Origin of the sequence: Providencia lanzhouensis, from assembly GCF_050469745.1 — a bacterium.
Taxonomy (GTDB): Bacteria; Pseudomonadota; Gammaproteobacteria; order Enterobacterales; family Enterobacteriaceae; genus Providencia; species Providencia lanzhouensis.
In genome coordinates this window covers 851,932-874,672 of record NZ_CP174123.1, presented here as the reverse complement: position 1 = coordinate 874,672, position 22,741 = coordinate 851,932, and the positions used below count along the sequence as shown (strand labels likewise).

Annotated in this window: 22 protein-coding genes; 10 read left to right on the top strand and 12 right to left on the bottom strand. The window is 42.8% G+C overall.

What is annotated here, in order from left to right:
• The 5 genes from cyoB to ACIH2S_RS03925 all read left to right on the top strand — a co-directional run bounded on the left by cyoB (position 1) and on the right by ACIH2S_RS03925 (position 5,542).
• Positions 1 to 1,992, top strand: a complete 1,992-nt coding sequence (cyoB, locus tag ACIH2S_RS03945; protein ID WP_036953892.1) for a cytochrome o ubiquinol oxidase subunit I — start codon at positions 1 to 3, stop codon at positions 1,990 to 1,992.
• Positions 1,982 to 2,596, top strand: a complete 615-nt coding sequence (locus tag ACIH2S_RS03940) for a cytochrome o ubiquinol oxidase subunit III (protein ID WP_036953890.1) — start codon at positions 1,982 to 1,984, stop codon at positions 2,594 to 2,596. The genes cyoB and ACIH2S_RS03940 overlap by 11 nt, the downstream gene beginning before the upstream one ends.
• Positions 2,597 to 2,929: a cytochrome o ubiquinol oxidase subunit IV gene (locus ACIH2S_RS03935; RefSeq protein ID WP_006657209.1), complete on the top strand. Its 333-nt coding sequence runs from the start codon at positions 2,597 to 2,599 to the stop codon at positions 2,927 to 2,929.
• Positions 2,930 to 2,941: 12 nt separating this feature from the next.
• Entirely contained in the window at positions 2,942 to 3,829 is an 888-nt protein-coding gene (gene cyoE / locus ACIH2S_RS03930) for a heme o synthase (protein WP_036953887.1), read from the top strand.
• Positions 3,830 to 4,180: 351 nt separating this feature from the next.
• On the top strand, positions 4,181 to 5,542 hold the full coding sequence (locus tag ACIH2S_RS03925; RefSeq protein WP_036953884.1) for an MFS transporter: 1,362 nt from the start codon (positions 4,181 to 4,183) through the stop codon (positions 5,540 to 5,542).
• A gap of 76 nt (positions 5,543 to 5,618) precedes the next feature.
• Here the strand turns inward: ACIH2S_RS03925 and ACIH2S_RS03920 are convergent, their stop codons facing one another.
• Positions 5,619 to 6,110: a YajQ family cyclic di-GMP-binding protein gene (locus ACIH2S_RS03920; protein ID WP_036953882.1), complete on the bottom strand. Its 492-nt coding sequence runs from the start codon at positions 6,108 to 6,110 to the stop codon at positions 5,619 to 5,621.
• Positions 6,111 to 6,284: 174 nt separating this feature from the next.
• Here ACIH2S_RS03920 and panE point away from each other — a divergent pair, with 174 nt between their 5' ends.
• Positions 6,285 to 7,196, top strand: a complete 912-nt coding sequence (gene panE / locus ACIH2S_RS03915; protein ID WP_036953879.1) for a 2-dehydropantoate 2-reductase — start codon at positions 6,285 to 6,287, stop codon at positions 7,194 to 7,196.
• The gene (yajL, locus tag ACIH2S_RS03910) at positions 7,159 to 7,752 is read left to right on the top strand and encodes a protein deglycase YajL (RefSeq protein WP_036953876.1); all 594 of its coding nucleotides are present in this window, start codon (positions 7,159 to 7,161) and stop codon (positions 7,750 to 7,752) included. The genes panE and yajL overlap by 38 nt, the downstream gene beginning before the upstream one ends.
• A gap of 54 nt (positions 7,753 to 7,806) precedes the next feature.
• Here yajL and thiI read toward each other — a convergent pair whose 3' ends face one another.
• A complete protein-coding gene (thiI, locus tag ACIH2S_RS03905) occupies positions 7,807 to 9,258 on the bottom strand; it encodes a tRNA uracil 4-sulfurtransferase ThiI (protein WP_108479254.1) in 1,452 nt (483 codons plus the stop codon).
• A gap of 223 nt (positions 9,259 to 9,481) precedes the next feature.
• On the opposite strand from thiI, the gene xseB reads away from it, so the two are divergent.
• The 3 genes from xseB (at position 9,482) to dxs (ending at position 12,694) form a co-directional block, all read left to right on the top strand.
• Positions 9,482 to 9,733: an exodeoxyribonuclease VII small subunit gene (gene xseB, locus ACIH2S_RS03900; protein ID WP_036953869.1), complete on the top strand. Its 252-nt coding sequence runs from the start codon at positions 9,482 to 9,484 to the stop codon at positions 9,731 to 9,733.
• A 3-nt stretch (positions 9,734 to 9,736) separates the two neighbouring features.
• Positions 9,737 to 10,654, top strand: a complete 918-nt coding sequence (gene ispA / locus ACIH2S_RS03895) for a (2E,6E)-farnesyl diphosphate synthase (RefSeq protein ID WP_036953867.1) — start codon at positions 9,737 to 9,739, stop codon at positions 10,652 to 10,654.
• Positions 10,655 to 10,828: 174 nt separating this feature from the next.
• A complete protein-coding gene (gene dxs / locus ACIH2S_RS03890) occupies positions 10,829 to 12,694 on the top strand; it encodes a 1-deoxy-D-xylulose-5-phosphate synthase (RefSeq protein WP_036953864.1) in 1,866 nt (621 codons plus the stop codon).
• Between the two features lie 66 nt (positions 12,695 to 12,760).
• Here dxs and ACIH2S_RS03885 read toward each other — a convergent pair whose 3' ends face one another.
• The 10 genes from ACIH2S_RS03885 to thiL all read right to left on the bottom strand — a co-directional run bounded on the left by ACIH2S_RS03885 (position 12,761) and on the right by thiL (position 22,679).
• Positions 12,761 to 13,864 carry a hypothetical protein gene (locus tag ACIH2S_RS03885; protein WP_349487997.1) on the bottom strand — a complete coding sequence of 368 codons (1,104 nt, stop codon included), beginning with the start codon at positions 13,862 to 13,864 and terminating at the stop codon, positions 12,761 to 12,763.
• Between the two features lie 15 nt (positions 13,865 to 13,879).
• The gene (locus ACIH2S_RS03880; protein ID WP_231138141.1) at positions 13,880 to 16,462 is read right to left on the bottom strand and encodes a fimbria/pilus outer membrane usher protein; all 2,583 of its coding nucleotides are present in this window, start codon (positions 16,460 to 16,462) and stop codon (positions 13,880 to 13,882) included.
• Complete coding sequence (locus ACIH2S_RS03875; RefSeq protein ID WP_349487998.1) at positions 16,452 to 17,201, bottom strand: fimbrial biogenesis chaperone; 750 nt, start codon at positions 17,199 to 17,201, stop codon at positions 16,452 to 16,454. The genes ACIH2S_RS03880 and ACIH2S_RS03875 overlap by 11 nt, the downstream gene beginning before the upstream one ends.
• Positions 17,192 to 17,944 (bottom strand): fimbrial biogenesis chaperone, encoded by a 753-nt coding sequence (locus ACIH2S_RS03870; RefSeq protein WP_321146760.1) that lies wholly within the window; start codon positions 17,942 to 17,944, stop codon positions 17,192 to 17,194. The genes ACIH2S_RS03875 and ACIH2S_RS03870 overlap by 10 nt, the downstream gene beginning before the upstream one ends.
• A 56-nt stretch (positions 17,945 to 18,000) precedes the next feature.
• Complete coding sequence (locus ACIH2S_RS03865; RefSeq protein WP_222717601.1) at positions 18,001 to 18,537, bottom strand: fimbrial protein; 537 nt, start codon at positions 18,535 to 18,537, stop codon at positions 18,001 to 18,003.
• Positions 18,538 to 18,548: 11 nt separating this feature from the next.
• Positions 18,549 to 19,115 carry a fimbrial protein gene (locus ACIH2S_RS03860; protein ID WP_234413564.1) on the bottom strand — a complete coding sequence of 189 codons (567 nt, stop codon included), beginning with the start codon at positions 19,113 to 19,115 and terminating at the stop codon, positions 18,549 to 18,551.
• The gene (locus tag ACIH2S_RS03855) at positions 19,096 to 19,824 is read right to left on the bottom strand and encodes a fimbrial biogenesis chaperone (protein WP_430248136.1); all 729 of its coding nucleotides are present in this window, start codon (positions 19,822 to 19,824) and stop codon (positions 19,096 to 19,098) included. Before ACIH2S_RS03855 ends, ACIH2S_RS03860 begins: the two co-directional genes overlap by 20 nt.
• 63 nt (positions 19,825 to 19,887) lie before the next feature.
• Positions 19,888 to 20,427 carry a fimbrial protein gene (locus tag ACIH2S_RS03850; protein ID WP_108479248.1) on the bottom strand — a complete coding sequence of 180 codons (540 nt, stop codon included), beginning with the start codon at positions 20,425 to 20,427 and terminating at the stop codon, positions 19,888 to 19,890.
• Positions 20,428 to 21,187: 760 nt separating this feature from the next.
• Positions 21,188 to 21,697: a phosphatidylglycerophosphatase A gene (gene pgpA / locus ACIH2S_RS03845; protein ID WP_132496181.1), complete on the bottom strand. Its 510-nt coding sequence runs from the start codon at positions 21,695 to 21,697 to the stop codon at positions 21,188 to 21,190.
• Between the two features lie 10 nt (positions 21,698 to 21,707).
• Entirely contained in the window at positions 21,708 to 22,679 is a 972-nt protein-coding gene (gene thiL / locus ACIH2S_RS03840) for a thiamine-phosphate kinase (RefSeq protein ID WP_036953844.1), read from the bottom strand.
• Between the last annotated feature and the right edge of the window lie 62 nt (positions 22,680 to 22,741).

Sequence of the window (22,741 nt, the reverse complement as noted above, 5' to 3'; positions counted from 1 at the left end):
ATGTTTGGAAAATTAACACTGGACGCAGTTCCACTTCATGAACCGATTATCGTTATTACACTGATTGCCATTGTCCTCGGTGGACTTGGCTTAGTTGGTGCAATCACCTATTTCGGAAAATGGAAATGGCTGTGGAAAGAGTGGTTAACGTCTGTTGACCATAAAAAAATTGGTATTATGTACATCATCGTTGCGATGGTGATGTTATTCCGTGGATTCGCGGATGCTATCATGATGCGTGGTCAGCAAGTGCTGGCTTCAGCGGGTCAAGAAGGTTTCTTAAACCCTCACCACTATGATCAGATCTTTACAGCGCACGGCGTTATCATGATTTTCTTCATGGCAACTCCATTTGTTGTTGGTCTGATGAACTTAGTTGTTCCTCTGCAAATTGGTGCCCGTGACGTTGCATTCCCATTCCTTAACTCCCTGAGCTTCTGGTTCTTCGTAGTAGGTGTTGTATTAATCAACATCTCATTAGGGGTAGGTGAATTCGCACAAACTGGTTGGTTAGCATACCCTCCTCTGTCCGGCTTGGAGTACAACCCTGGGGTCGGGGTCGATTATTGGATATGGAGTCTCCAGATATCCGGTATTGGTACGCTATTAACAGGTGTTAACTTCTTCGCGACCATTATCCGCATGCGTGCACCGGGTATGTCGATGATGAAAATGCCAGTATTTAGCTGGGCAGCATTCTGTACCAACATCCTGATTATTGCAGCATTCCCAATTCTGACAGTGACCATCACGTTACTGACATTAGACCGTTATCTGGGCACCCATTTCTTCACTAACGATATGGGCGGCAACATGATGATGTACATCAACCTGATTTGGGCATGGGGTCACCCTGAGGTGTATATCCTTGTTCTGCCAGTGTTCGGTGTGTTCTCAGAAATTGCAGCAACCTTCTCGAAAAAGCGTTTGTTTGGTTATACCTCATTAGTGTGGGCAACCATCGTTATCACCGTTATGTCCTTCATCGTTTGGTTACACCACTTCTTTACGATGGGTTCAGGTGCGAACGTTAACGCCTTCTTTGGTATCGCTACAATGATTATCGCAATCCCTACAGGGGTTAAGATTTTCAACTGGCTGTTCACCATGTACCAAGGTCGTATCGAGTTCAAATCACCAATGTTATGGACTATCGGTTTTATCATCACCTTCTCTGTGGGTGGTATGACTGGTGTTCTCTTAGCGGTTCCAGGTGCGAACTTCGTTCTGCACAACAGCCTGTTCCTGATTGCTCACTTCCATAACGTTATTATCGGTGGTGTAGTATTCGGATGCTTCGCTGGTATGACTTACTGGTTCCCGAAAGCTTACGGCTTCACACTGAATGAGAAATGGGGTGTTCGTGCCTTCTGGTTCTGGATCACTGGTTTCTTCTTAGCATTCATGCCGTTATATATCCTTGGCTTTATGGGCATGACCCGTCGTCTGAGCCAAAATATTGATCCAACCTATCACGGTATGCTGGTTGCAGCTGCGTGTGGTGCTGGTCTGATTGCTCTGGGTATTGCTTGCCAAGTTATCCAAATTATCGTGAGTATCCGTGACCGTCATGAAAACCGTGATTTAACCGGTGACCCATGGGGTGGACGTACTCTGGAGTGGGCAACTTCTTCTCCGGCACCATTCTACAACTTCGCTGTTGAACCACAGATTCAAACTCGCGATGCTTGGTGGGATATGAAAGAGAAAGGTATCGCTCATAAGAAACCTACTTCATATGAAGAAATTCATATGCCGAAAAATACAGGCGCTGGCGTTATCATCGCTGCATTTAGCTTAATTTTTGGTTTCGCAATGATCTGGCACATCTGGTGGCTGGCAATCGTTGGTTTCGGTGGCATGATTGTTACTTGGATTGCAAAAAGCTTCGACGAAGATGTTGATTACTACGTACCTGTGGCTGAAATCGAACAAATCGAGAATAAGCACTTTGAAGAATTACGTAAGGCAGGTGTGAACGATGTCAACTAATACAATGACTAATCATAATGTAGCCCATGCAGAGCATGGGCACCACGATGCGGGTGCAACAAAAGTATTCGGATTCTGGATCTACTTAATGAGTGACCTGATCCTGTTTGCTAGCTTGTTTGCAACTTACGTGGTTTTATCTGATGGCACTGCTGGCGGTCCTGCTGGTAAAGACATCTTTAGTTTGCAGTTCGTATTAGGTGAAACATTCTTACTGTTATTCAGTAGTATCACCTACGGTTTTGCAATGATTGCAATGCACAAAGAGAAAGTGGCTGCCGTTAACTTATGGCTGTTCATTACTTTCTTATTTGGTCTTGGCTTCGTTGTTATGGAAGTTTATGAGTTCCACGAACTGATCGCTGAAGGCTACGGCCCAGATCGCAGTGGCTTCTTATCTGCTTTCTTCGCATTAGTTGCGACTCACGGTATCCACGTAACTTGTGGTCTGGTTTGGATCATTCTGATGATTATCCAAAACTGTCGTCGTGGTCTGACTGCGGTTAACAAAACCCGTCTGAACTGCCTGAGCCTGTTCTGGCACTTCTTAGATGTTGTTTGGATCTGTGTATTTACCGTTGTTTATCTTCTGGGGGCTATTTAAATGAGTCATGCAAAAGATGCTCATACTGGAGCAAGCCACGGTAGCGTTAAGACATACCTGATTGGCTTTATTCTGTCAGTTATCCTGACTGTAATTCCTTTCTGGATGGTGATGAATGGAACCGCTTCACAAGGCGTTATTCTAGCAACTGTTGTTGGAATGGCTGTTGTGCAAATCCTTGTACACCTTGTTTGTTTCTTACACATGAATACATCATCAGATGAGCGCTGGAACCTGATTGCATTCCTGTTCACTATGCTAATCATCGGTATCGTTGTTATTGGCTCTCTGTGGATTATGTACAACCTGAACATCAATATGATGCTCGACTAAAGAGTTGCCGATATGTTTAAGCAATACCTGCAAGTGACCAAACCAGGAATTATATTCGGAAATCTGATTTCTGTGATCGGCGGTTTTCTGCTGGCCTCTAAAGGGTCAATTGACTACCCGCTGTTTATTGCGACTTTGCTGGGTGTATCATTGGTCGTGGCTTCTGGTTGTGTATTTAACAACTACATCGACCGTGATATTGACCGTATCATGGAAAGAACTAAGAATCGCCCTTTAGTTAAAGGGCTGATTGACCCGAAAGTTAGCCTGATTTACGCTGCTGCATTAGGTATTGCTGGTATGGTGCTGCTACTCGTAGCAGCCAATGCACTGGCAATGCTACTTGCACTCATTGGTTTCATTGTGTACGTGGGCGTGTATAGCCTGTACATGAAGCGTAAGTCAGTTTATGGCACGTTGATTGGCAGCCTATCTGGCGCAGCACCACCGGTTATCGGCTACTGCGCTGTCACAAATGAATTTGACGCTGGAGCCTTAATCCTGCTATTAATATTCAGCTTGTGGCAGATGCCGCACTCATATGCCATCGCAATTTTCCGCTTTAAGGATTACAAAGCCGCAAACATTCCGGTGTTACCGGTGATCAAGGGCATATCTGTCGCTAAGACTCATATATTCTTGTATATCCTTGCGTTTATGGTCGCAACATTAATGTTAGCGATTAGCGGATACGCGGGCTATAAATATCTGGTTGTCGGCGCTGCGGTTAGCTTATGGTGGCTTGGTATGGCAATTTCTGGTTTCAAAACCGAAAATGACGACCGAGTTTGGGCGCGTAAACTGTTCATCTTCTCCATCGTTGCGATTACTTCGCTAAGTGTGATGATGTCAGTTGACCCAACCGTTACAAGCGATACTGTTATAGCGTTAGTCCGATAATTTATTGCATCATTGACAATAAATGTGTTCAAACGGCGGGGAGTGCAAACTTCCCGCCGTTTTTCTTTGTCTGCGAATATTTTTGTGATGATTTTTATGGTTAAATAGCCGCCTGCTATTAATAAACCAATATTGTCATATAGCAAACTAACTTAACTCATTGATTTAAAATCAAATTAACACCAGCACCGCTACAGCCCGAAATAAAAAGAATAGAAATTGAATACTCAAAATAGTTCGTGTTGTAGCAAGGCGGCAAGTGAAACTAATCTCAGGGAGCATACACCAGTATGTGACCTGAGTTAGTGAGCGCTGCCAACACAGCTACAACCCGAAATATGACGAGTATTTATGAACGATAATAAAATGACAGCTTTAGAACTCCGAGCAACTTGGGGACTAGGATCCGTATTCTCCCTTCGCATGCTTGGCATGTTTATGGTGCTCCCGATCCTCACCAGCTATGGGATGCATTTACAGGGCGCTAACGAGTTTTTGATTGGTTTGGCGATTGGTATTTATGGGCTTAGCCAAGCTGTTTTTCAAATTCCTTTTGGTTTAATGTCTGACCGTATTGGTCGCAAACCACTGATTATTTTTGGGTTGCTGATATTTATTATGGGCAGCGTCATTGCCGCATTAAGCGATTCTATTTGGGGCATTATTATTGGTCGAGCTTTACAGGGAGCTGGCGCTATCTCTGCTGCCGTTATGGCCTTGTTATCGGATTTGACCCGTGAACAAAATCGTACAAAAGCGATGGCATTTTTAGGTATAAGCTTTGGCGTAACGTTTGCTATTGCCTTAGTTTTAGGACCGATTGTAACCCATGCCGTTGGTTTAAGCGGTTTATTTTGGGGAATCACTTTATTAGCCGTCGGCGCTATTTTCGTTACTATCTTTGTGGTACCTAACAATACTCACCATGTTGTAAACCGTGAATCTGCTTTTGTTAAAAGCAATTTAAAAGCCGTTTTACTTAACTCTCAACTTCTCAAGCTGAATGTTGGGATTTTAAGCCTACATACACTGTTAATGTCCAGCTTTGTCGCCCTCCCCTTGATCATGGCCGATGCCGGTTACTTGGCAAAAGATCACTGGAAAGCGTATTTAGTCACCATGTTAGTCGCCTTTGTTTGCGTACTTCCTTTTATTATTTACGCGGAAAAACAGCGCAAGATGAAGCAGGTTTTCCTGTTCTGCATTTTGCTCTTAGCGGCTGCGGAAATTGTTTTATGGCAATCAGGTCGCCAACTTTGGATTATCTTCTTAGGGATCCAACTGTTCTTTATTGCATTTAACGTGATGGAAGCCATTTTGCCGTCCCTGATCAGTAAAGAAGCGCCTGCCGGATACAAAGGCACAGCCATGGGCGTCTACTCCACCAGCCAATTTCTAGGAGTAGCCTTAGGCGGAATTCTGGGCGGCTGGTTGTATAAATTTGAAGGGGCCAGTACCGTATTTATCGGCGGATTACTACTTTGCGTTATCTGGTTCGTTATCAGCTTAACCATGAAACAACCGCCTTACGTCAGCAGTATTCGCATGGTTCTCCCGCATCGTTTTAAAAATATCAGTAAGCTTCAGGAACAGTTAAAAGCCATGAACGGTGTGCTTGATGTGGTTGTGATTGCTGAAGAGATGAGTATTTATATCAAGATTGATAAAAAAGTGGTTAACCGAGCAGAGCTTGAAGCCATTGTTCATGCTTAATCATATGTAATCTTATAAATAACAAATAGCCCGCAATATCGCGGGCTATTTTCAATAACTAAAACACGCTTATCAATTAGTCGCGGAAGTTATTGAACTGGAATGGTTGACCTAAATTGCCGCCACGGACTAACGCCATAACAGCTTGCAAATCATCTCGCGCTTTGCCCGTTACACGCACTTGTTCACCTTGAATTTGCGCCTGCACTTTCAACTTGCTGTCTTTAATCAGCTTAACAACTTTCTTCGCCATACTCGCTTCAATGCCTTGTTTTAAAGTCACTTCCACGCTGTAAGTTTTACCACTATGTACAATATCTTCAGGGACATTCAGCACTGCGCCATCAATTCCCCGTTTTGCCATTTTCTCTCTTAAAATATCAAGCAGTTGTAAAACTTGGAAATCGGATTCACTGGTCACTTTGATAGACTCATTTTTATCGTTCAGTTCAAAGCTTGCAGTGATGTTTTTAAAATCCCAACGGCTAGTAAGTTCGCGCTGAGCATTTTCTACCGCATTGCGGACTTCACTCATTTCAACTTCAGATACAATATCAAATGATGGCATTTTAACGCTCTCCTATAATCAATTGGCTTATAATAGCTTATTTGCCCATGACACTCCATGTTGTCAGATTGGCTCACTTGTATAACACAACTAATTATTTGGATATCCTATTAAAATCGCTATGATGGCGGTTATTAATCCAAATCAACCGCTCTCAGATAGTAGGGAAAATCGATGAAAATAACCCTGATTGGCTGTGGTGCTATTGGTAAACTTTGGCTAGCCGCCCTCTCCTCACAAGGACACGATGTTCAAGGATGGCTGCGAGTTGCTCAATCCGACTTATTTGTTGATGTTAATGGACCTGACGATAAAATTTTCCGCGAATTAATTCCTTGCAATAATCATCAGCACCTACACACAAGCGAATTAGTGATCGTCTGTTTGAAAGCATGGCAAGTTTCGGATGCCTTATTGCCCCTGCTGCCCATTATTCCTGAAACTAGCCCTATTCTCCTACTGCATAACGGATTAGGCACATTGGAAGAGTTAGGCACATTACGCCATCCATTTTTGAGTGGGGTCACAACTCATGCGGCATGGCAAGATAACAACCAAGTTTTTCATATTGCTAGCGGCATCACTCATATCGGCGCCGTCAACTCTCAAGCAGAAGCTTATTACCCTATCGCCAATATTTTGCATGAAGCCCTACCGGATGTGGCATGGCATAATCAAATCCTTAATACTATTTGGCGAAAACTGGTGGTTAATTGCGTGATAAACCCGCTTTCCACGGAACACAATTGTACCAATGGGCAAATCATTCACTATCCAGAACAGATTGTTCGGGTCATAGATGAATGCTGCCAAGTGATGGTTGCCGAGGGATTGCATACAGATAAAGAAGAGATGACTGAGCGCGTCTATGACATTATTCATCAAACCTCAGAAAACTATTCATCCATGCTGCAAGATGTGCGTCATCATCGCAGAACTGAAATTGATTACATCACGGGCTTCTTAATCAAAAAAGCCCGAGCTCATGGCTTAGCCACCCCTGAGAATGACCGTTTGTACCACTTAATTAAAAATAGAGAACAAAGTTATGACAACCTCCGTGCTGATATGCATCGCCAATGGTAGTGAAGAAATTGAAACAGTCACTACCTCCGATTTACTGGTTCGTGCCGGAATACAAGTGACATTAGCCAGTGTGACGGAAGACGGAGCGTTAGAGATAACCGCATCTCGAGGTATTAAACTCGTTGCTGACCTGCCCATCATCCGCGTTGCGGACGAACCTTTTGACGCCATCGTGTTACCCGGCGGTCTAGCCGGTGCAGAAGCTTTTCGTGATAGCCCACTGGTGGTTGAGAAAGTCAGGCGCATGCATTTAGATGGAAAAATTGTGGCAGCCATTTGTGCCGCCCCTGCATTAGTTTTGGAATACCACCAGCTATTTCCTCTCGGAAACATGACTGGTTTTCCAAGCATGCGGGATAAAATTCCAGCCCATAAATGGGTCGATAAACGCGTCTATTTTGATGAGCGAGTGAATTTACTGACTAGCCAAGGCCCTGCAACAGCCTTTGACTTTGCACTGAAATTGATTGAATTATTGCAAGGGCGAGAAACCGCTGCCAATGTCGCCTCACAACTCGTTTTGCCACCGGGCATTAATGATTATCTGGAAGATTAGAAACAAAAAAGCGAGCTAATCAGCTCGCTTTTTTGTTCAATATCACCTGACAACTTACGGGCGATAAACCTTAATATTCTCAAAGCCTTGCTCTTTCAAGTACAACGCTTGCAGACGGCTCATCACGCCACGGTCGCAATACAGCAGGTACGTTTTCTCTTTAGGTAAATCACCGAACTGCGTACCAAGCTTATAGAATGGAATATGTTTAATTTCAATTCCTTCGACCTTCAATGGTTTATCTTCAAACTCATCGATTGAGCGAATATCTAAGATAACTTCATTATCTGCCGAAAGTTGGCTAACCATCTCAACTTCAGGTACTTTCTCAAGACTTTCTTGCGCAATCTCGCGAATATCAATGTTTTGTGCCTGCTCAACGACAGACTCTAAAATACCAAAATCAAAGTTCTCTTCTTCCGCTTCAATACGTGCTTTCACCGCTTTCACGGTTGGGCTTTTCGAAATCACACCGCAATATTCCGGCATGGTTTTCGCGAAATCTTCCGTACCAATTTGACGAGCTAACTTGATAATGTGTTCTTTATCGTGAGAGATCAGCGGACGTAACACTAAGGTATCTGACGCATTATCAATTAAACGTAAGTTAGTTAGCGTTTGGCTAGAAACCTGTCCCAGTGCTTCACCCGTTACGATAGCTTGAACGCCATAGCGCTCAGCCACTTTAGAAGCCGCACGTACCATCATACGTTTTAATACGACACCCATTTGACCGTCATCGACTTTCTCTAAAATCTCAGCCACAACAGGTTCAAAGTTAACGGCAATAAAACGCACTTTATGGGAGCTGCCAAAGCGGTTCCATAAATAGTGAGCAATTTGCTTTACGCCAATTTCATGGGCAGCACCGCCGAGATTAAAGAAGCAGTAATGCACTCGGCAACCACGGCGCATTAACATATAGCTGGAAACCCCGGAGTCAAAACCACCTGAAATCAGTGACAGTACATCTTCTTGTGTACCAATTGGGAAACCACCGATCCCTTCGATGCGCGCTTTCACGAGAATCAAATTATCACCTTCAATTTCCAGATGTACGGTGGTATCAGGATCTTTCAGTTTCACTTTTGCAGAAGCAATATGCTGATTTAAGCCGCCGCCGATATAACGCTCTGCATCAATGGATGAAAACTCGTGTTTACCACGGCGCTTCACTCGCACACAGAACGTTTTGTTCTCCACCGATGCCCCGTAGGCTTCCAGTGTCATTTCAAAAATATGGTGTAAACTGGTAAAAGGCTTCTCTTCAACTTCTAAGATGTGGTGGATACCAGGAATACGGCTCAGCATGTCACAAATTTCGTCGTGCTTTGATTCCCCTTTAACACGCACTTCAATGTTATCCCAATTACGGACAACCGAGATCTCTTCGCCAAGACTCTTCAATACATTGCGGATATTACTGGTTAGAATTTTAATAAAACGGAGTCTAACTGTTTGGCTTTTGATAGTGATTTCTGGGAATAACTTAATAATAAACTTCATAGTCGTGGCATGTTCTTGGTTAGTGGGGCAAACGGACGTTGCGAAAAAGTGACTGTCGTGCACTTTACCAGTTGTCAATAAAGAGGCGTATTATAGCACTATCTTGCGTACTGAATCTAAAAACACCAATAATAAATTGTAACCATTGCGAGACTAAGTTAGTCTGCACAATAATTAAAGTTCCCCCCACTTTTAAGTGATTTAACATTAGTGATTAACGATTATGGCTAAAGAAAAATCTCAGCAAGTTCCCACTGTTAGTTTTGAAAACTCGCTTCAAGAGCTTGAGCAAATTGTCGCTCGCCTAGAATCCGGAGAGCTGCCTTTGGAAGATGCCTTAAACGAATTTGAGCGAGGCGTCCAAATTGCTAAGCAAGGTCAAAAAGTCCTCCAGCAAGCAGAACAACGTGTACAAATTTTGCTGAGCGATGACGAAAATAAAGCCCTCGACGATTTCTCACCTGATACAGAATAAATTATGTCCGAACAACACCCAGACACCTTTGTGCGCCAGCAACGCCAAGCTCATGACAGAGTTAATCAATACTTATTAACCTCATTAGATGCGCTCCCTTTTGCTGATTTGCCATTAGCGCAAGCCATGAAATATGGCACTTTACTTGGTGGTAAACGCTTACGCCCTTTCTTAACGTATGCCGTCGGTGAAATGCTGGGCGTTAGCCTTGATAACTTAGATGCGCCCGCTGCCGCTGTAGAATGCATTCATGCTTATTCGCTGATCCATGACGATTTACCTGCCATGGATGACGATGACCTGCGCCGCGGGCAACCAACTTGCCACATAAAGTTTGGTGAAGGTAATGCCGTACTCGCCGGAGATGCCTTACAAACATTCGCATTCCAATTACTCTCCAGCGCCCCTATGCCTGATGTGTCCGATAAAGACCGTATTGCGATGATTGCAGAACTGGCTTATGCCAGCGGTTTAGCGGGGATGTGCGGTGGACAAGCATTGGATCTTGATGCTGAAGGCAAGCGCGTTGATCTAATTTCGCTCGAGCGTATCCACCAGCATAAAACTGGCGCGTTAATTCGAGCCGCTATTCGTCTCGGCGCCTATGCCGCAGGTCATAAAGGTCATCAAGCATTAGCTAGTTTAGATAAATACGCCGAATCTATTGGGCTTGCCTTTCAAGTTCAAGACGATATTCTAGATGTCATCGGAGACAGCGCAGTGACAGGCAAACGCCAAGGTGCTGATGAACAACATGAAAAAAGCACTTATCCATCACTGTTAGGTCTTGAAGCTGCTCAACAAAAAGCCAAAGAGCTCTATCAAGATGCGATCGCGGCTTTAGAATCATTGCAATCTCAAGGTTACAATACAGAGTTATTGAGAGCTTTAGCCAATTTTGTCATTGAGCGCAAAAGCTAACAATATGCTTTGCCTTTTGGTATAGATAAGACTGATAATTATAACATTGATTACCTGAGTAACTTAGAGCCGTTGTGACGACTTATAAAATACGTTCAACACAAAAAAAGCACGGTCAGCAACCGCTCGACGTTAACAGGCATCGCCCTAATTAATTTAAGTAGTGAGCACCTAATGAGTATAGATACCGCGAAATATCCAACGCTGGCACTGGCAGAGACGCCTGATGAACTGCGCCTTCTGCCAAAAGAAAGCTTGCCAAAGCTTTGTGATGAACTGAGACAATTTCTATTAAATAGCGTCAGTCGCTCGAGCGGTCACTTTGCCTCTGGGTTGGGCGCCATTGAATTAACTGTTGCTCTACATTATGTCTATAAAACCCCGTTTGATAATCTTGTTTGGGACGTCGGTCATCAAGCGTACCCACACAAAATTTTGACTGGGCGCCGTGACAGAATCGACACCATTCGTCAAAAAAATGGGTTACATCCATTCCCATGGCGTGCCGAAAGCGAGTACGACATTCTTAGTGTTGGTCATTCCTCAACCTCCATTAGTGCCGGTTTAGGTATGGCTATCGCCGCAGAAAAAGAAGATAAAAACCGCAAAACAGTTTGTGTTATCGGTGATGGCGCCATTACTGCGGGTATGGCTTTCGAAGCAATGAACCATGCTGGGGATGCTGCGCCCGATATGCTGGTGATCCTCAACGACAATGAAATGTCGATTTCAGAAAACGTTGGCGCGCTGAATAACCATTTAGCCCATTTACTTTCCGGCAAGCTATATACCACGCTGCGTGAAGGTGGAAAGAAAGTTTTCTCGAATATTCCGCCAATCAAAGAGTTACTCAAGAAAACGGAAGAACATATCAAAGGCATGGTTGTGCCTGGCACCATGTTTGAAGAATTAGGCTTTAACTACATTGGTCCTGTTGACGGACACGATGTGATTGCGCTGATCCAAACGTTAAAAAATATGCGCGAGTTAAAAGGCCCTCAATTCCTGCACATTATGACCAAAAAAGGTCGTGGCTATGAGCCGGCAGAGAAAGACCCAATTAGCTGGCACGCCGTACCTAAGTTTGACCCTGCCACTTTTACGTTACCAAAAAGCAAAGATACCAGACCGACATTCTCCAAAATTTTTGGGGATTGGTTATGTGAAGAAGCTAAAGACGACGATAAACTGATGGCCGTCACCCCAGCGATGCGTGAAGGTTCTGGTATGGTGCGTTTCTCGAAAGAGTACCCAGACCAATATTTTGATGTCGCGATTGCCGAGCAGCATGCAGTCACCTTCGCCGCAGGTCTTGCCATTGGGGGTTATAACCCGATCGTAGCAATTTACTCGACGTTCTTACAACGTGGTTACGACCAAGTGATCCACGATGTGGCCATCCAGAAACTCCCAGTGATGTTTGCCATTGACCGTGCCGGTATCGTCGGTGCTGATGGTCAAACTCACCAAGGATCATTCGATATTTCATTCTTACGTTGCATCCCAACAATGGTGATCATGACGCCAAGTGATGAAAATGAATGCCGTCAAATGCTGCACACTGGCTACCATTATCAAGAAGGTCCTACCGCGGTTCGCTACCCTCGTGGCGCAGGTACAGGGGCTGAGCTAATGCCATTAGCACCGCTTGAAATTGGTAAAGGGATTGTCCGCCGCCAAGGCGAAAAAGTGGCGATCCTCAGCTTTGGGACATTACTGAGTAACGCCTTAGAAGCCGCAGAACAAATCAATGCCACCGTCGTGGATATGCGTTTTGTGAAACCATTAGATGAAGCGCTGATCCTAGAAATGGCCAATACCCATGACCTAATCGTAACGCTGGAAGAAAATGCGATTATGGGCGGTGCAGGCAGCGGTGTGAATGAATTCCTGATGAGCGAGAAGAAAATTCTACCAGTTCTGAACTTGGGCCTACCGGATTTCTTTATCCCCCAAGGTACCCAAGATGAGTTACTAGCAGATCTCGGTTTAGATGCTGCAGGGATCGTGAGTTCCATCAATACTTACCAAAATAAGTAACTTATAAAAAATTAAGGCGTTACCACAAAAGTAACGCCTTAAATCACGGACTAATTCATCTTACTTTTAGCGCATAATTATTGATAATTCTGCACTGCCACTCACCTTACCCGCCACATTATTACCACGAGAATAAAGCTCATACACTAGCTCATTATTAAAGCTAACATTGGTTTGTAGTGCGGTAATTTTAGCTAAATCAATCGGCTTCTGATCTAAGGTAATCGGTGTTTTATTACCATTAACCATGACGTACATTTTGACATACGCACCGGCTTGCTGTTGAGCATTCAATAAGTTCACTTCCAGATTATTGCCTGCGTAGTACTGCGGCTTCACATTGCCTGATAACGAAATCGTCGCGGCGATCTTATTCGCAATTTGATCGCACTGCACCGACATGTTATTTCGCATAGTAGAAAGCAACTCATTACTTTTGCTACTTGCACTATGAGAACCAAAATTCACATAAGATGGTGTATTTAATGTGCAAGTTAGCCCTGATACCGTCACGATAATATTTTCTGTTTTGGGAACAATTTGCCTGGCAGTCGTTCTATTTTGAGGATTTTGAATAACAATGCCAATATCATCATCTAATCGGTAGGTGCCACTACGTTGGTTACCCGTTCCATAAATCAACATACGCCCTGTTGCGGTAACGGTATGGCGTATTGCCGGTGTTGGCGTACTTTGATTGGGGGACCAGAGGCAGTCTCCTATACCTAACTGCTCATTGGTGCCAGATCCCCATCCATTAAAATGCCCAGTGATGGTATCGAGGTAGCTATTGTTTGAGTAGTTTCTTCTTTCATCAACAAACACAAATTCAGGTACCATGATCATCTCACCGCCAGCAATAGGCATCCCTCTGACACCATCAATATTGATGACTAACCCCCCACGATCAACACAGTAGTTTATGACTCCATTAAAATTATTATAAAACTGTACATAGTAAAAATTAGCCTTTTCATTCCAAGCGGGTGGGTTCGTCATCCCCGTTAGCGAAGTATTATATTCACCATAAACACCAATCAATCCACGTCCATTCATAACCGTCACTGTTTTGGCAAAACTGGGTATACTCGCCATAAAAGCTAACACACTGCCCAGTAGTAAGCTTTTCCATCCCACTAATATCTTGTTCTTTATTACATTGATTTTCATAAAATATTCATCCAATTAGTGGCATGATAGGGTTAAATTGCGTAATGATGAATAGGCATTTTCTGTGGATTTATCCATATTAAAAGGCGCTTCGCAGCGCTCGGAACCACTTTTACCCCATTTGATAACTATCTGCCCTGACTCTGGCAATCCACTTAAATAAACGCGTCCGTTATCACTCACAATGCCTGAAATGATGGCATCATCTGTATTATCATCTTGGTGCAACGAGGCGATTGCGCCCATTGGAACGTTGTTCGGTTGCTGCAAAGTGATCATCGCTTGATACCCTTTTAAGGTTTTAAAGTTCGCTCTCACGATTGCCCCTTTAGTTGGGTAAAGGTTCAGCGCATTCTCTTTGCTTTCAACGTTCTCTGGTAATGTATTCACATCCAAATTTGCAATATTTTGCGTATAGTCTGATAAATGCGGAATAATACCGTAGCCATTGGCATCGATAACCGTTGAGCCATTATTCACCTTAGTTCCCGCTGCATCTGGGGCATAAACTATGGCTGCCGAATTACCTAAATACTGACTTAGCAAAACACCACCTGAATGGATAACTATTCCACCTGATGCATTGGCATACATCATTTGGCTATCACGACCATAGCTATATCCGCCACCGTAATACCCTTTACTGCCTTGATAGCCCACATTCACCGAGTTTGTCATTTTTTGATCGCGATTATCGCCACTTTCAGTCAGCTGATAACTCAGCTTGTTATCTAATAACTGGCCATTAATACCAACCTGCTGGTAAGTGCGCCCTGAATTATCATGGCTCACTTGGAACGTACTATTAATGTTCTCAATATTCTTGTGTTCACTGAAAATGCTGAATGGAATACTCATATTCACACTAACTTGCTTATTTTCAGGCCAATTTCCATTACCTTCGGTACGGCTAATGCTGTAATCAATGCCATAGTTGATACCACGATAAAAACCGTTATAACCAATGCCTAGCGTCGTTACTGTGTCAGATTTACCCCAATAATCACTGCGCATTCCGCGTAAATAGATAGAACCCCATTTACCCAGAGATTGGTTAATATAGGTTTGGAAACTGCTACGCTGGCGACCATTAAGCCACGGTGCAACGTTCTCTTTTAACTGATAACCCACTTGGTTGAAATCCGCAAAACTGTAGTATTCTTTCGTTGAGTAGCGCAGTGCGGTTAAATCAACGGATGTGCCACTTTCTGATAAGTTTTTAGAATAGCGAACACGAAGAGATTGCCCTTGCTTACTTTCATGATTAATTGAGGCTTGTGCGTGGGTAATATCCATGGAAAGCGCACCAAAACTACCGAGTGAAATCCCAGTTCCAACCATTCCGCTCCAATAATGATTTGCCCCGAGTAAACCTGTATACAGAGTGATTGACTTCGGTAAACCATAGATCAGCGTTCCCATAATAAACTGCTGCTCTTTGGAACCGTCCGTGATCCCTCCATCATATTTACCCGCAGCAACTTCATATTTAACTCCGCCAGCACGTTGCATGACAGGCAATGAAGAGAATGCTTGAGTGAATACTCGCGTTGTTCCATCTTCCTCTTGAACAGAAACCTCTAAGTCCCCTGCCGTTCCCGTTGGATAAATATCATTGATGACAAAAGGTCCCGGTGCCACATAGGTTTGATAAATAATATTGCCATTTTGTCTGATGATGATCCGCGAGTTAGACATTGCAACACCACGAATTTCCGGAGCAAATCCACGATCTCCTTTGGACAGCATGAGTTCATTCGATAACAAGCGAACACCTTTAAATGGAACGCTATCAAAGACATCGCTGAGTGTACTGGTTTCCCCAATCACTAACTCAGAATCTAAACGCTGAATGTCCCGTGAAACCGTTGTGCGCGAAAACTCGCTTTCCCGATGACTAGTGCTGTAGCCATTGCTCTTGGATTTGTTTTCCATATACTGAAAGTTTGAACGCAAGCGCCACGCCGCCAAGTTAAAACCACCGCTAATATTGGCATACAACGAATCATTGGTATTTTTACCACTTGCACTGGAGCCACTGTGCTTTTGTTTACTTCCATTGACTTGATAATTAAACAAAAACGCAGTGACCCCTTGGTCCAATAAACTCGGGTCTATCGCACCACGCGATTTATGACGCATGGCAACTTGAGGAATATTGATATTGAGATCCAACTTAGATATATCAAACTGAACTTGAGAATCTGGTAGAGCAGCCTCTAAAGACGCAATCGGTTCATCTTTTGGTAAGGATCTTAATGTTGGAATACTCTCAACATTAACGCCATATTCATCTAATAACGCAGGTGTAATTTCCGGCACAATATTTCCCGCCGTATCTGCGGAAAAATAGATCTCTTTTTGCCCTTGATCTTCTTTGTTGATCCTCAGTGTAACCATATAACGCCCCGCCGTTACCGATTCAGAGCGCGTAAATGCAGATAAATCAATGCTATCTATGCTAGTTCCTTCAGGTAGATTTAATAGTGTCGGATCAAAATAAGGTTCTGCCACCGCATTCCCCATGGATAAACAACATGCCAGAGCCAAAGCAATCGGAGAGACGGTAAAAGCGCCATCACGCATTTTAGCTTTCATTCTCGCCTCTCACTTCAACCTTTGTCGGTATGCTGTATTCATTCAACACACGCCATGTAATCGTACCTGATACATTTTTTTCGAGAAAAATAACCTGTTGCCCAAAAGGGGCAATTCCATGGGTGAACTTTTCTACTGGCACCTCATAATCCCCCACTGACAGGCTGGCTAATGTCATAGAGAGTGGCGTTGGATTAGTAATAGTGATTTTGCTGCCTTGCACAGTGACGTCTAACTTTGCGGTTTGAGCATCTAAACGCAATTCTTCAATTTGTTTCGGGCGATACAACATTTTTAAATAAATAGTTGGCGCCAAAATAAATTGTGATGAGGTCTTATCATTCGCGCTAGATTCTGGGATCACTTTCAGTGCAACGTAGAAAACAGTTTCTCTATCGGTAGCGAGCTTTCCATCATTAACACGCTGAATACGCCAGTTAAAACGCTCATTGATATCTAATTTATGTAATGGCGGCGTAATCAAAAAAGCCTCATGACTTTCCCCTTGATGTTCAGTCAAAGGTAAACCGGTTTGAAGATCTGTCGGTACAACCTGCGCCTGGATCAATGCCGCTTTTGAGGTACCATTTTGTAGACCCGCAGAGATCCCTTTGGTATTACTTTCCAAATAGACCAAACGTTCAGGTGAAAAATGAAAACCTTCATTTGTCTCTGAGGCAAATGCATGGCTTAGCGTCATCATTAAAACCCACCCACACAGCGATTTCATTACTGACATAACGACCCCTTATTTTCCTTCACCGAACCGGAGTAAGGTGCAGTGTCACCACCGTAATCATTGATGGCTTGCCAACGCATCGGAGTTTGTACGGAAATGGATTCTGAAATCGCCAATGTCTGCTGACTAAAAGGTGCCACCATCGTGCCAGCGAATTGAGCAAACACTTGATTACCCACTTTGACTTCGCTGAGCGTAATAAAATAAGGGGAGTGATTCGCTACACATAAACCTTTCGGCGATGTATGAAATTGCAAATTAGCAACGGCAGCATCTGGCGACTGAGTAAATTTAACGGGACGATAAAATAGCTTAATGACTAAGCGAGTACCGATAGATAATTGCGCCGCTGCATTTTCTGTTAATTCAGGAGAAACACCAGGAATAGCAATCGCGCTAAAATAGAAAACTGACTCTCTATCTTGAGGCAATGATTCTGGAGAGCTTTGTAATAAGACTTTCATCGTTTGCTGTTTATTCGCATCTAAACGATATAAAGGTGGAATAACAGAAAACAGTGGCGATTCTTGAGTGCCCGTTGGTGTATTAAATACACCGGACTGAATTAAATAAATGTCATCACTGTCATTGGTTAATGCCACTGATTGCTGAGTGTCGGAATCACTCCAAATAATACGACTTTTTTCTAGACGTAATCCCGCTTGTGCTGAATTAACGTTAATGCTAATTAACAGCACCAATAAATGAGAAATGAAAAATAATGCACCTGTTTTCTTAAACATTTTTGAAAGTATTCCGTTATTTTTATTATTAATAGATTTATCACTCAATAAACGGCTCAATAAGCTAAAACGGTAAACATCATGGTGGCTTTAAATGTGCCTAATTGAATTTTCTGAACGTTTTGACAATTTCCACATGAAAGTGCCGTGACCACTGTAATTTGACTTCCTTGATTGCTGGTCGTAGACAAATCCCAAACTGAATCTCCACTGACCTTATTTTTTCCATCTGCTTTTAATCGAATCCCCACACCGCCTGAAGAGCCACTTTCCTTAAACAAGGCTTCCCCGTTCATGACTTGACTAGGGCCAGTCACAATGACTTTGCTACCATTTAATGTTCCCAGTCCTGAGCAGTTAGCTAAGGTTAAAATAACATTACGATTCAGAGCGGTACTGGTACCTAAGTCATTATCAACAATGGTTTGAGGTTTCACTTTTCCATAAGCCACCACACTTTCGGAGAGGTTTACATCGCACGTTCTGCGATATAAATGCGCATCAAAATTAATACTCACCGAATTTGAGGCTGCAAACATTTCCCCTGTGAAACCGAATAATGAAGCTATAAGAAAATATGAATATTTGTTCATATCACCTCCATTTATGGCATCACAACAGTGAATAAAATGGCAGCTTTCACAGCACCTGCAGTGACGGTGTTATTACCGACTTGGCGAATAAACCCTACCGTAAAAGGTTTTTCTCCATCATTATCCCCTGCAGGTAGAAGCACAGAATCACCATTAACGACTGTTTTTCCTGCATTGTAATAACCAGAAAGCTCCTTCACCGCGCCATCTTTCAGCATAAAACCAACACCTTTGGCGCCTTTTGGATCAGCTGTTAAAAACAAATTGGTATCGGCAGCTGTATTCCCTGTCACTTTTATTTCAGGGCGAGCATTGGTTTCATAGCCCGTACATTTATACGACAAGCTTAATAGCTGGATATCTACCGCATCATTCGCCGCAAATTCGCCCACAGAAGGACGTCGTTTGAATTCAATCAATGAAGGGCTAACCGCAATATCGCACTCTCCTGCATTGTCAATTTCTGCGGTCAACTCTAAGGTATTCGCTGCATTCACTTCAGGTATCGCCACAATGGAAAATATCCCAGCGAAAAGCGCCCATCGATACTGTCCCAGTTTAAGGTTGTGAATACTCACTTCGTCCCCCAAGATCATTGATGGCAGCCCAGACTTTTTTGCCTTTTTTCACCGGGGTTGGGTAATCCATACTGCTAAAAGGCGCTATCATGGTGTTATTCATTTCAGGGTTTAACGTCACCGCTTTTCCCCCCACACTCAATGATGACAACGTGATGTAATACGGCGATGGATTAATCACTTTGATTCCGCTCGCTGTCTCTTCAAATGTCAGGCTACCTTGAGCTTGCTCTACCGTTAACGTCAGGTTTTTAGGGCGATAAAAAACTTTAATCACACTCTCTAATGCAATTTTCACTTCACCTTTCATCGCTGCATTCTGCTGCCCAACATTCTTTTCACTTGCCGCAATGGCTCTAGCATGAAAATAAAAAACTGATTCCCTATCTTTCGGTAATACAGATGCTCCTGCACCTTCCACTAAACGAACATCGCGCTGCTGGCTTGATGCCAGATAGAACATAGGAGGAAGCACATCTAAAGCTTGGTCTTGCGCCGCACCTTTGGCGGTTTTTGTCAGATAAACCTGAACCAAATATTCTTCCTTCTCTGTACTATTGCGCAGAGTGACAGGGACTGACTGATTTCCTTGGTTGAAAATAACTCGAGTAGCATTGATGCCGACGCCAGCCGCAGACGCCGTTTCTACTTGAATAAAAAACAGGGTTGCAAAAATAGGGAGCGTACGGAGTAAAGTGAATAATTTCATGTTTTACCTTCTCGTGATGCGTTACAAAGTGAAATGGCAGGCTTCTGCCATTTCACGACAAACTTACTCGTAGCTTACAGAGAAAGTAATCGGCGCTTCGATACGCTGTGAAGCAGGTTTGCTCACCGTTGAGTTCAGTGCCACATTCATTGGGATCACAGCTGAACCACCTTCAACCAGAGACTTAATGCTGCTTAATTGAACGTTTGTATTTGGTTTTACTTCTTTACCGTCAGCAGTCACTGCCACACCAACAGTTCCTTTTTCAACGTTGTTAAATAAAGAAGTATTCGCTGCTAACGCAGTACCTTTCGCGTACATTTGTACAAACTTACCATTTTCGCCATCGAACTCTTGGCTACAGTTAGATAAGCTCATATCAAAATTATGAGTACTACCAGCTATAGTTCCAACCGTTTGAATATCTGAAGAGATAAACGTTCCTAAATCGATATTGGTATTTGTGACGCTTAAATCACATGTTGCGGCAGCAATATTTCCAGTTACTGTCACTTGTGCGTTCGTTGCTGACATTGCTGCACCTGAAAAGCCTAAGCCAGCAGCGATAGATAATACGATCAGATTTTTTTTATTAATTAACATAGTAAACCCTTATTAATAGGCAATATAAAATTGAAGTAAATATATTTTTATCAAAACAAAACCGATATGACTTTATTAAAAATAACAGGCCAAATAAAAAATTTAATTTTTCTAAAAAACAAATTAAGGCGTGTTTTATAAAAATTAATTCATGCTTGTTATTTCCCAAGCATACTACTTGAATATTCTTACTCGGTATACGCACCTCAAGAGTCATATCAGTAACAATCTGTAAATTGCCATTTCATAATAAGACCCCAAAAGTACACTCATGGTTAGTAAATTCAATTAAAAATTTTAACTTTACTCAATTCCTGATTACATTAAATTAACAAAAACAACCTAAATAAATCATACTTGTGATTTTCGCATTTAAATAAATGAAAATCATTCTCACTTAGATAATAAAAGAATTATACCAAACATCACGTATACGTGAATTTGACTAAGTTATTTTTTTCTCATAACAGAAAAATAAAAAATAAAATAACCACCCATATTTCGAGTTAATATTGATTCTTTATTTTTTACATTTTTTAATAAATAGGAAACCATGATGAAAGCATAATTATAGTGAAATTAATTTTTACAAATAACGAATTTTTTATTTTTCACAATAAAAATAAATTTAACTTTATTCATAAAAAATAGAGGTAAAAATAAAAAATAATTTAGGATAAGAATAAAGCCCTAGTATTTAACTAGGACTTTATTTATCTAAAATAAGATATTTTATCTTTGAAGGAGGGAATAACTCAAATCAAAAAGGCATCACCTGATAATGCACTAATAGCCAAATCGTCACATAGGCAAATATGGCAGCAATAATGTCATCAATCATAATGCCAAACCCGCCACTGACTCGACGGTCAAAGATACGGATAGGCCAAGGTTTCCACATGTCGTAAACACGGAAAATCAAAAAGCCGGTGAGAACCCACTGGAGACTCACCACAGGGATGGCCATTAACGTGATCCACATTCCAATAAACTCATCCCAAACAATACTGCCATGGTCATGGATCCTCATATCATCGGAAGTACGTTGGCATATCCAACACCCAAACCAGAATCCAATGACAATAATAACCCAGAGGCTCCATACAGGGAGCTTGTCCATTAGCAACCAAAATGGAATGGCGGCTAATGAGCCCATTGTACCGGGAACAATTGGCGATAAACCACTTCCGAACCCCGTCGCTAGCAGGTGCCACGGATTACGCATATTCAATCGTTTTTTTGCTGCTGCTTTTTCTTGAGCGGTTGCCATGGACATTTTCCTAAACAAAATGATCGAAGCCCTTGAGGTCAACCTCAACAGCTTGGTTATCACAAAAATAACTGATCCCTTCAGATTGAGGCTTGATTTGACCAATACAGGTAAAACCTGACCCCGTATGAGCAAGCGCTACTTCTAAGGCTCCCCGATTCATTTCAGGTACTGTAAAGCATAGCTCATAGTCTTCACCACCACTTAACGACCAAACTCTTGCTTGCTCCACAGAACAGTTCTGCTTCAACGCATCGGACTGTGGTAGCGCATCGAGATTGATCCTCGCCCCACAACCGCTCGCTTTTAATATATGGTTGAGATCAGAAACTAACCCATCTGAAATATCTATCGCAGATGAAGCCAAATTGCGTAAAGCCTGCCCCTGCAAAATACGCGGTTGTGGGCGTAAATGACGCTCAATCAACCACTCCTTATGCTCAGGGCTTTCAGGCTGTAACCTGTTTTGCAGTATCGCAAGTCCCGCAGCACTATCTCCCAAAGTACCCGTCACATAAATCCAATCACCATTACGTGCACCAGAGCGAGATAACGCTTTGCCAATTGGCACAAGACCATGAACGGTATAGGTTAAACTCATTGGTCCACGGGTCGTATCTCCCCCAATCAGCTGCATTCCATAGTAATTCAGTTGTTCAAACAACATATCGCTAAAAGATTGCAACCATTCATGGTTTACGCTCGGTAGGGTAATAGCTAAAGAGACCCAAGCAGGATCAGCGCCCATCGCAGCAAGATCACTTAAATTTGAAGCTAGGGATTTATAGGCAAGGTCAGCGGGAGAGATATCGGGTAGAAAATGAATACCGGAAACTAGGGTGTCCGTACTCACAGCAAGTTGCTGTTTCTCAGGGATAGTCATTAGCGCACAATCATCGCCAATACCGATGTTAACATCACGTCGGTTTACAGGTTGGCGATTAAAAAAACGTGCGATGAGGTCAAATTCGCCATATGACATGGTAGATTTTCCATTTTCGCTATGCCTAGCTCGTCAATAAACTGAAAAGCCAGACATAAGTA

Bases quoted from the DNA above. Each gene is read 5' to 3' on its own strand.
- cyoB (WP_036953892.1), top strand. From the start codon at position 1: ATGTTTGGAAAATTAACACTGGACGCAGTTCCACTTCATGAACCGATT.
- ACIH2S_RS03940 (WP_036953890.1), top strand. From the start codon at position 1,982: ATGTCAACTAATACAATGACTAATCATAATGTAGCCCATGCAGAGCAT.
- ACIH2S_RS03935 (WP_006657209.1), top strand. From the start codon at position 2,597: ATGAGTCATGCAAAAGATGCTCATACTGGAGCAAGCCACGGTAGCGTT.
- cyoE (WP_036953887.1), top strand. From the start codon at position 2,942: ATGTTTAAGCAATACCTGCAAGTGACCAAACCAGGAATTATATTCGGA.
- ACIH2S_RS03925 (WP_036953884.1), top strand. From the start codon at position 4,181: ATGAACGATAATAAAATGACAGCTTTAGAACTCCGAGCAACTTGGGGA.
- ACIH2S_RS03920 (WP_036953882.1), bottom strand. From the start codon at position 6,110: ATGCCATCATTTGATATTGTATCTGAAGTTGAAATGAGTGAAGTCCGC.
- panE (WP_036953879.1), top strand. From the start codon at position 6,285: ATGAAAATAACCCTGATTGGCTGTGGTGCTATTGGTAAACTTTGGCTA.
- yajL (WP_036953876.1), top strand. From the start codon at position 7,159: ATGACAACCTCCGTGCTGATATGCATCGCCAATGGTAGTGAAGAAATT.
- thiI (WP_108479254.1), bottom strand. From the start codon at position 9,258: ATGAAGTTTATTATTAAGTTATTCCCAGAAATCACTATCAAAAGCCAA.
- xseB (WP_036953869.1), top strand. From the start codon at position 9,482: ATGGCTAAAGAAAAATCTCAGCAAGTTCCCACTGTTAGTTTTGAAAAC.
- ispA (WP_036953867.1), top strand. From the start codon at position 9,737: ATGTCCGAACAACACCCAGACACCTTTGTGCGCCAGCAACGCCAAGCT.
- dxs (WP_036953864.1), top strand. From the start codon at position 10,829: ATGAGTATAGATACCGCGAAATATCCAACGCTGGCACTGGCAGAGACG.
- ACIH2S_RS03885 (WP_349487997.1), bottom strand. From the start codon at position 13,864: ATGAAAATCAATGTAATAAAGAACAAGATATTAGTGGGATGGAAAAGC.
- ACIH2S_RS03880 (WP_231138141.1), bottom strand. From the start codon at position 16,462: ATGAAAGCTAAAATGCGTGATGGCGCTTTTACCGTCTCTCCGATTGCT.
- ACIH2S_RS03875 (WP_349487998.1), bottom strand. From the start codon at position 17,201: ATGTCAGTAATGAAATCGCTGTGTGGGTGGGTTTTAATGATGACGCTA.
- ACIH2S_RS03870 (WP_321146760.1), bottom strand. From the start codon at position 17,944: ATGTTTAAGAAAACAGGTGCATTATTTTTCATTTCTCATTTATTGGTG.
- ACIH2S_RS03865 (WP_222717601.1), bottom strand. From the start codon at position 18,537: ATGAACAAATATTCATATTTTCTTATAGCTTCATTATTCGGTTTCACA.
- ACIH2S_RS03855 (WP_430248136.1), bottom strand. From the start codon at position 19,824: ATGAAATTATTCACTTTACTCCGTACGCTCCCTATTTTTGCAACCCTG.
- ACIH2S_RS03850 (WP_108479248.1), bottom strand. From the start codon at position 20,427: ATGTTAATTAATAAAAAAAATCTGATCGTATTATCTATCGCTGCTGGC.
- pgpA (WP_132496181.1), bottom strand. From the start codon at position 21,697: ATGGCAACCGCTCAAGAAAAAGCAGCAGCAAAAAAACGATTGAATATG.
- thiL (WP_036953844.1), bottom strand. From the start codon at position 22,679: ATGTCATATGGCGAATTTGACCTCATCGCACGTTTTTTTAATCGCCAA.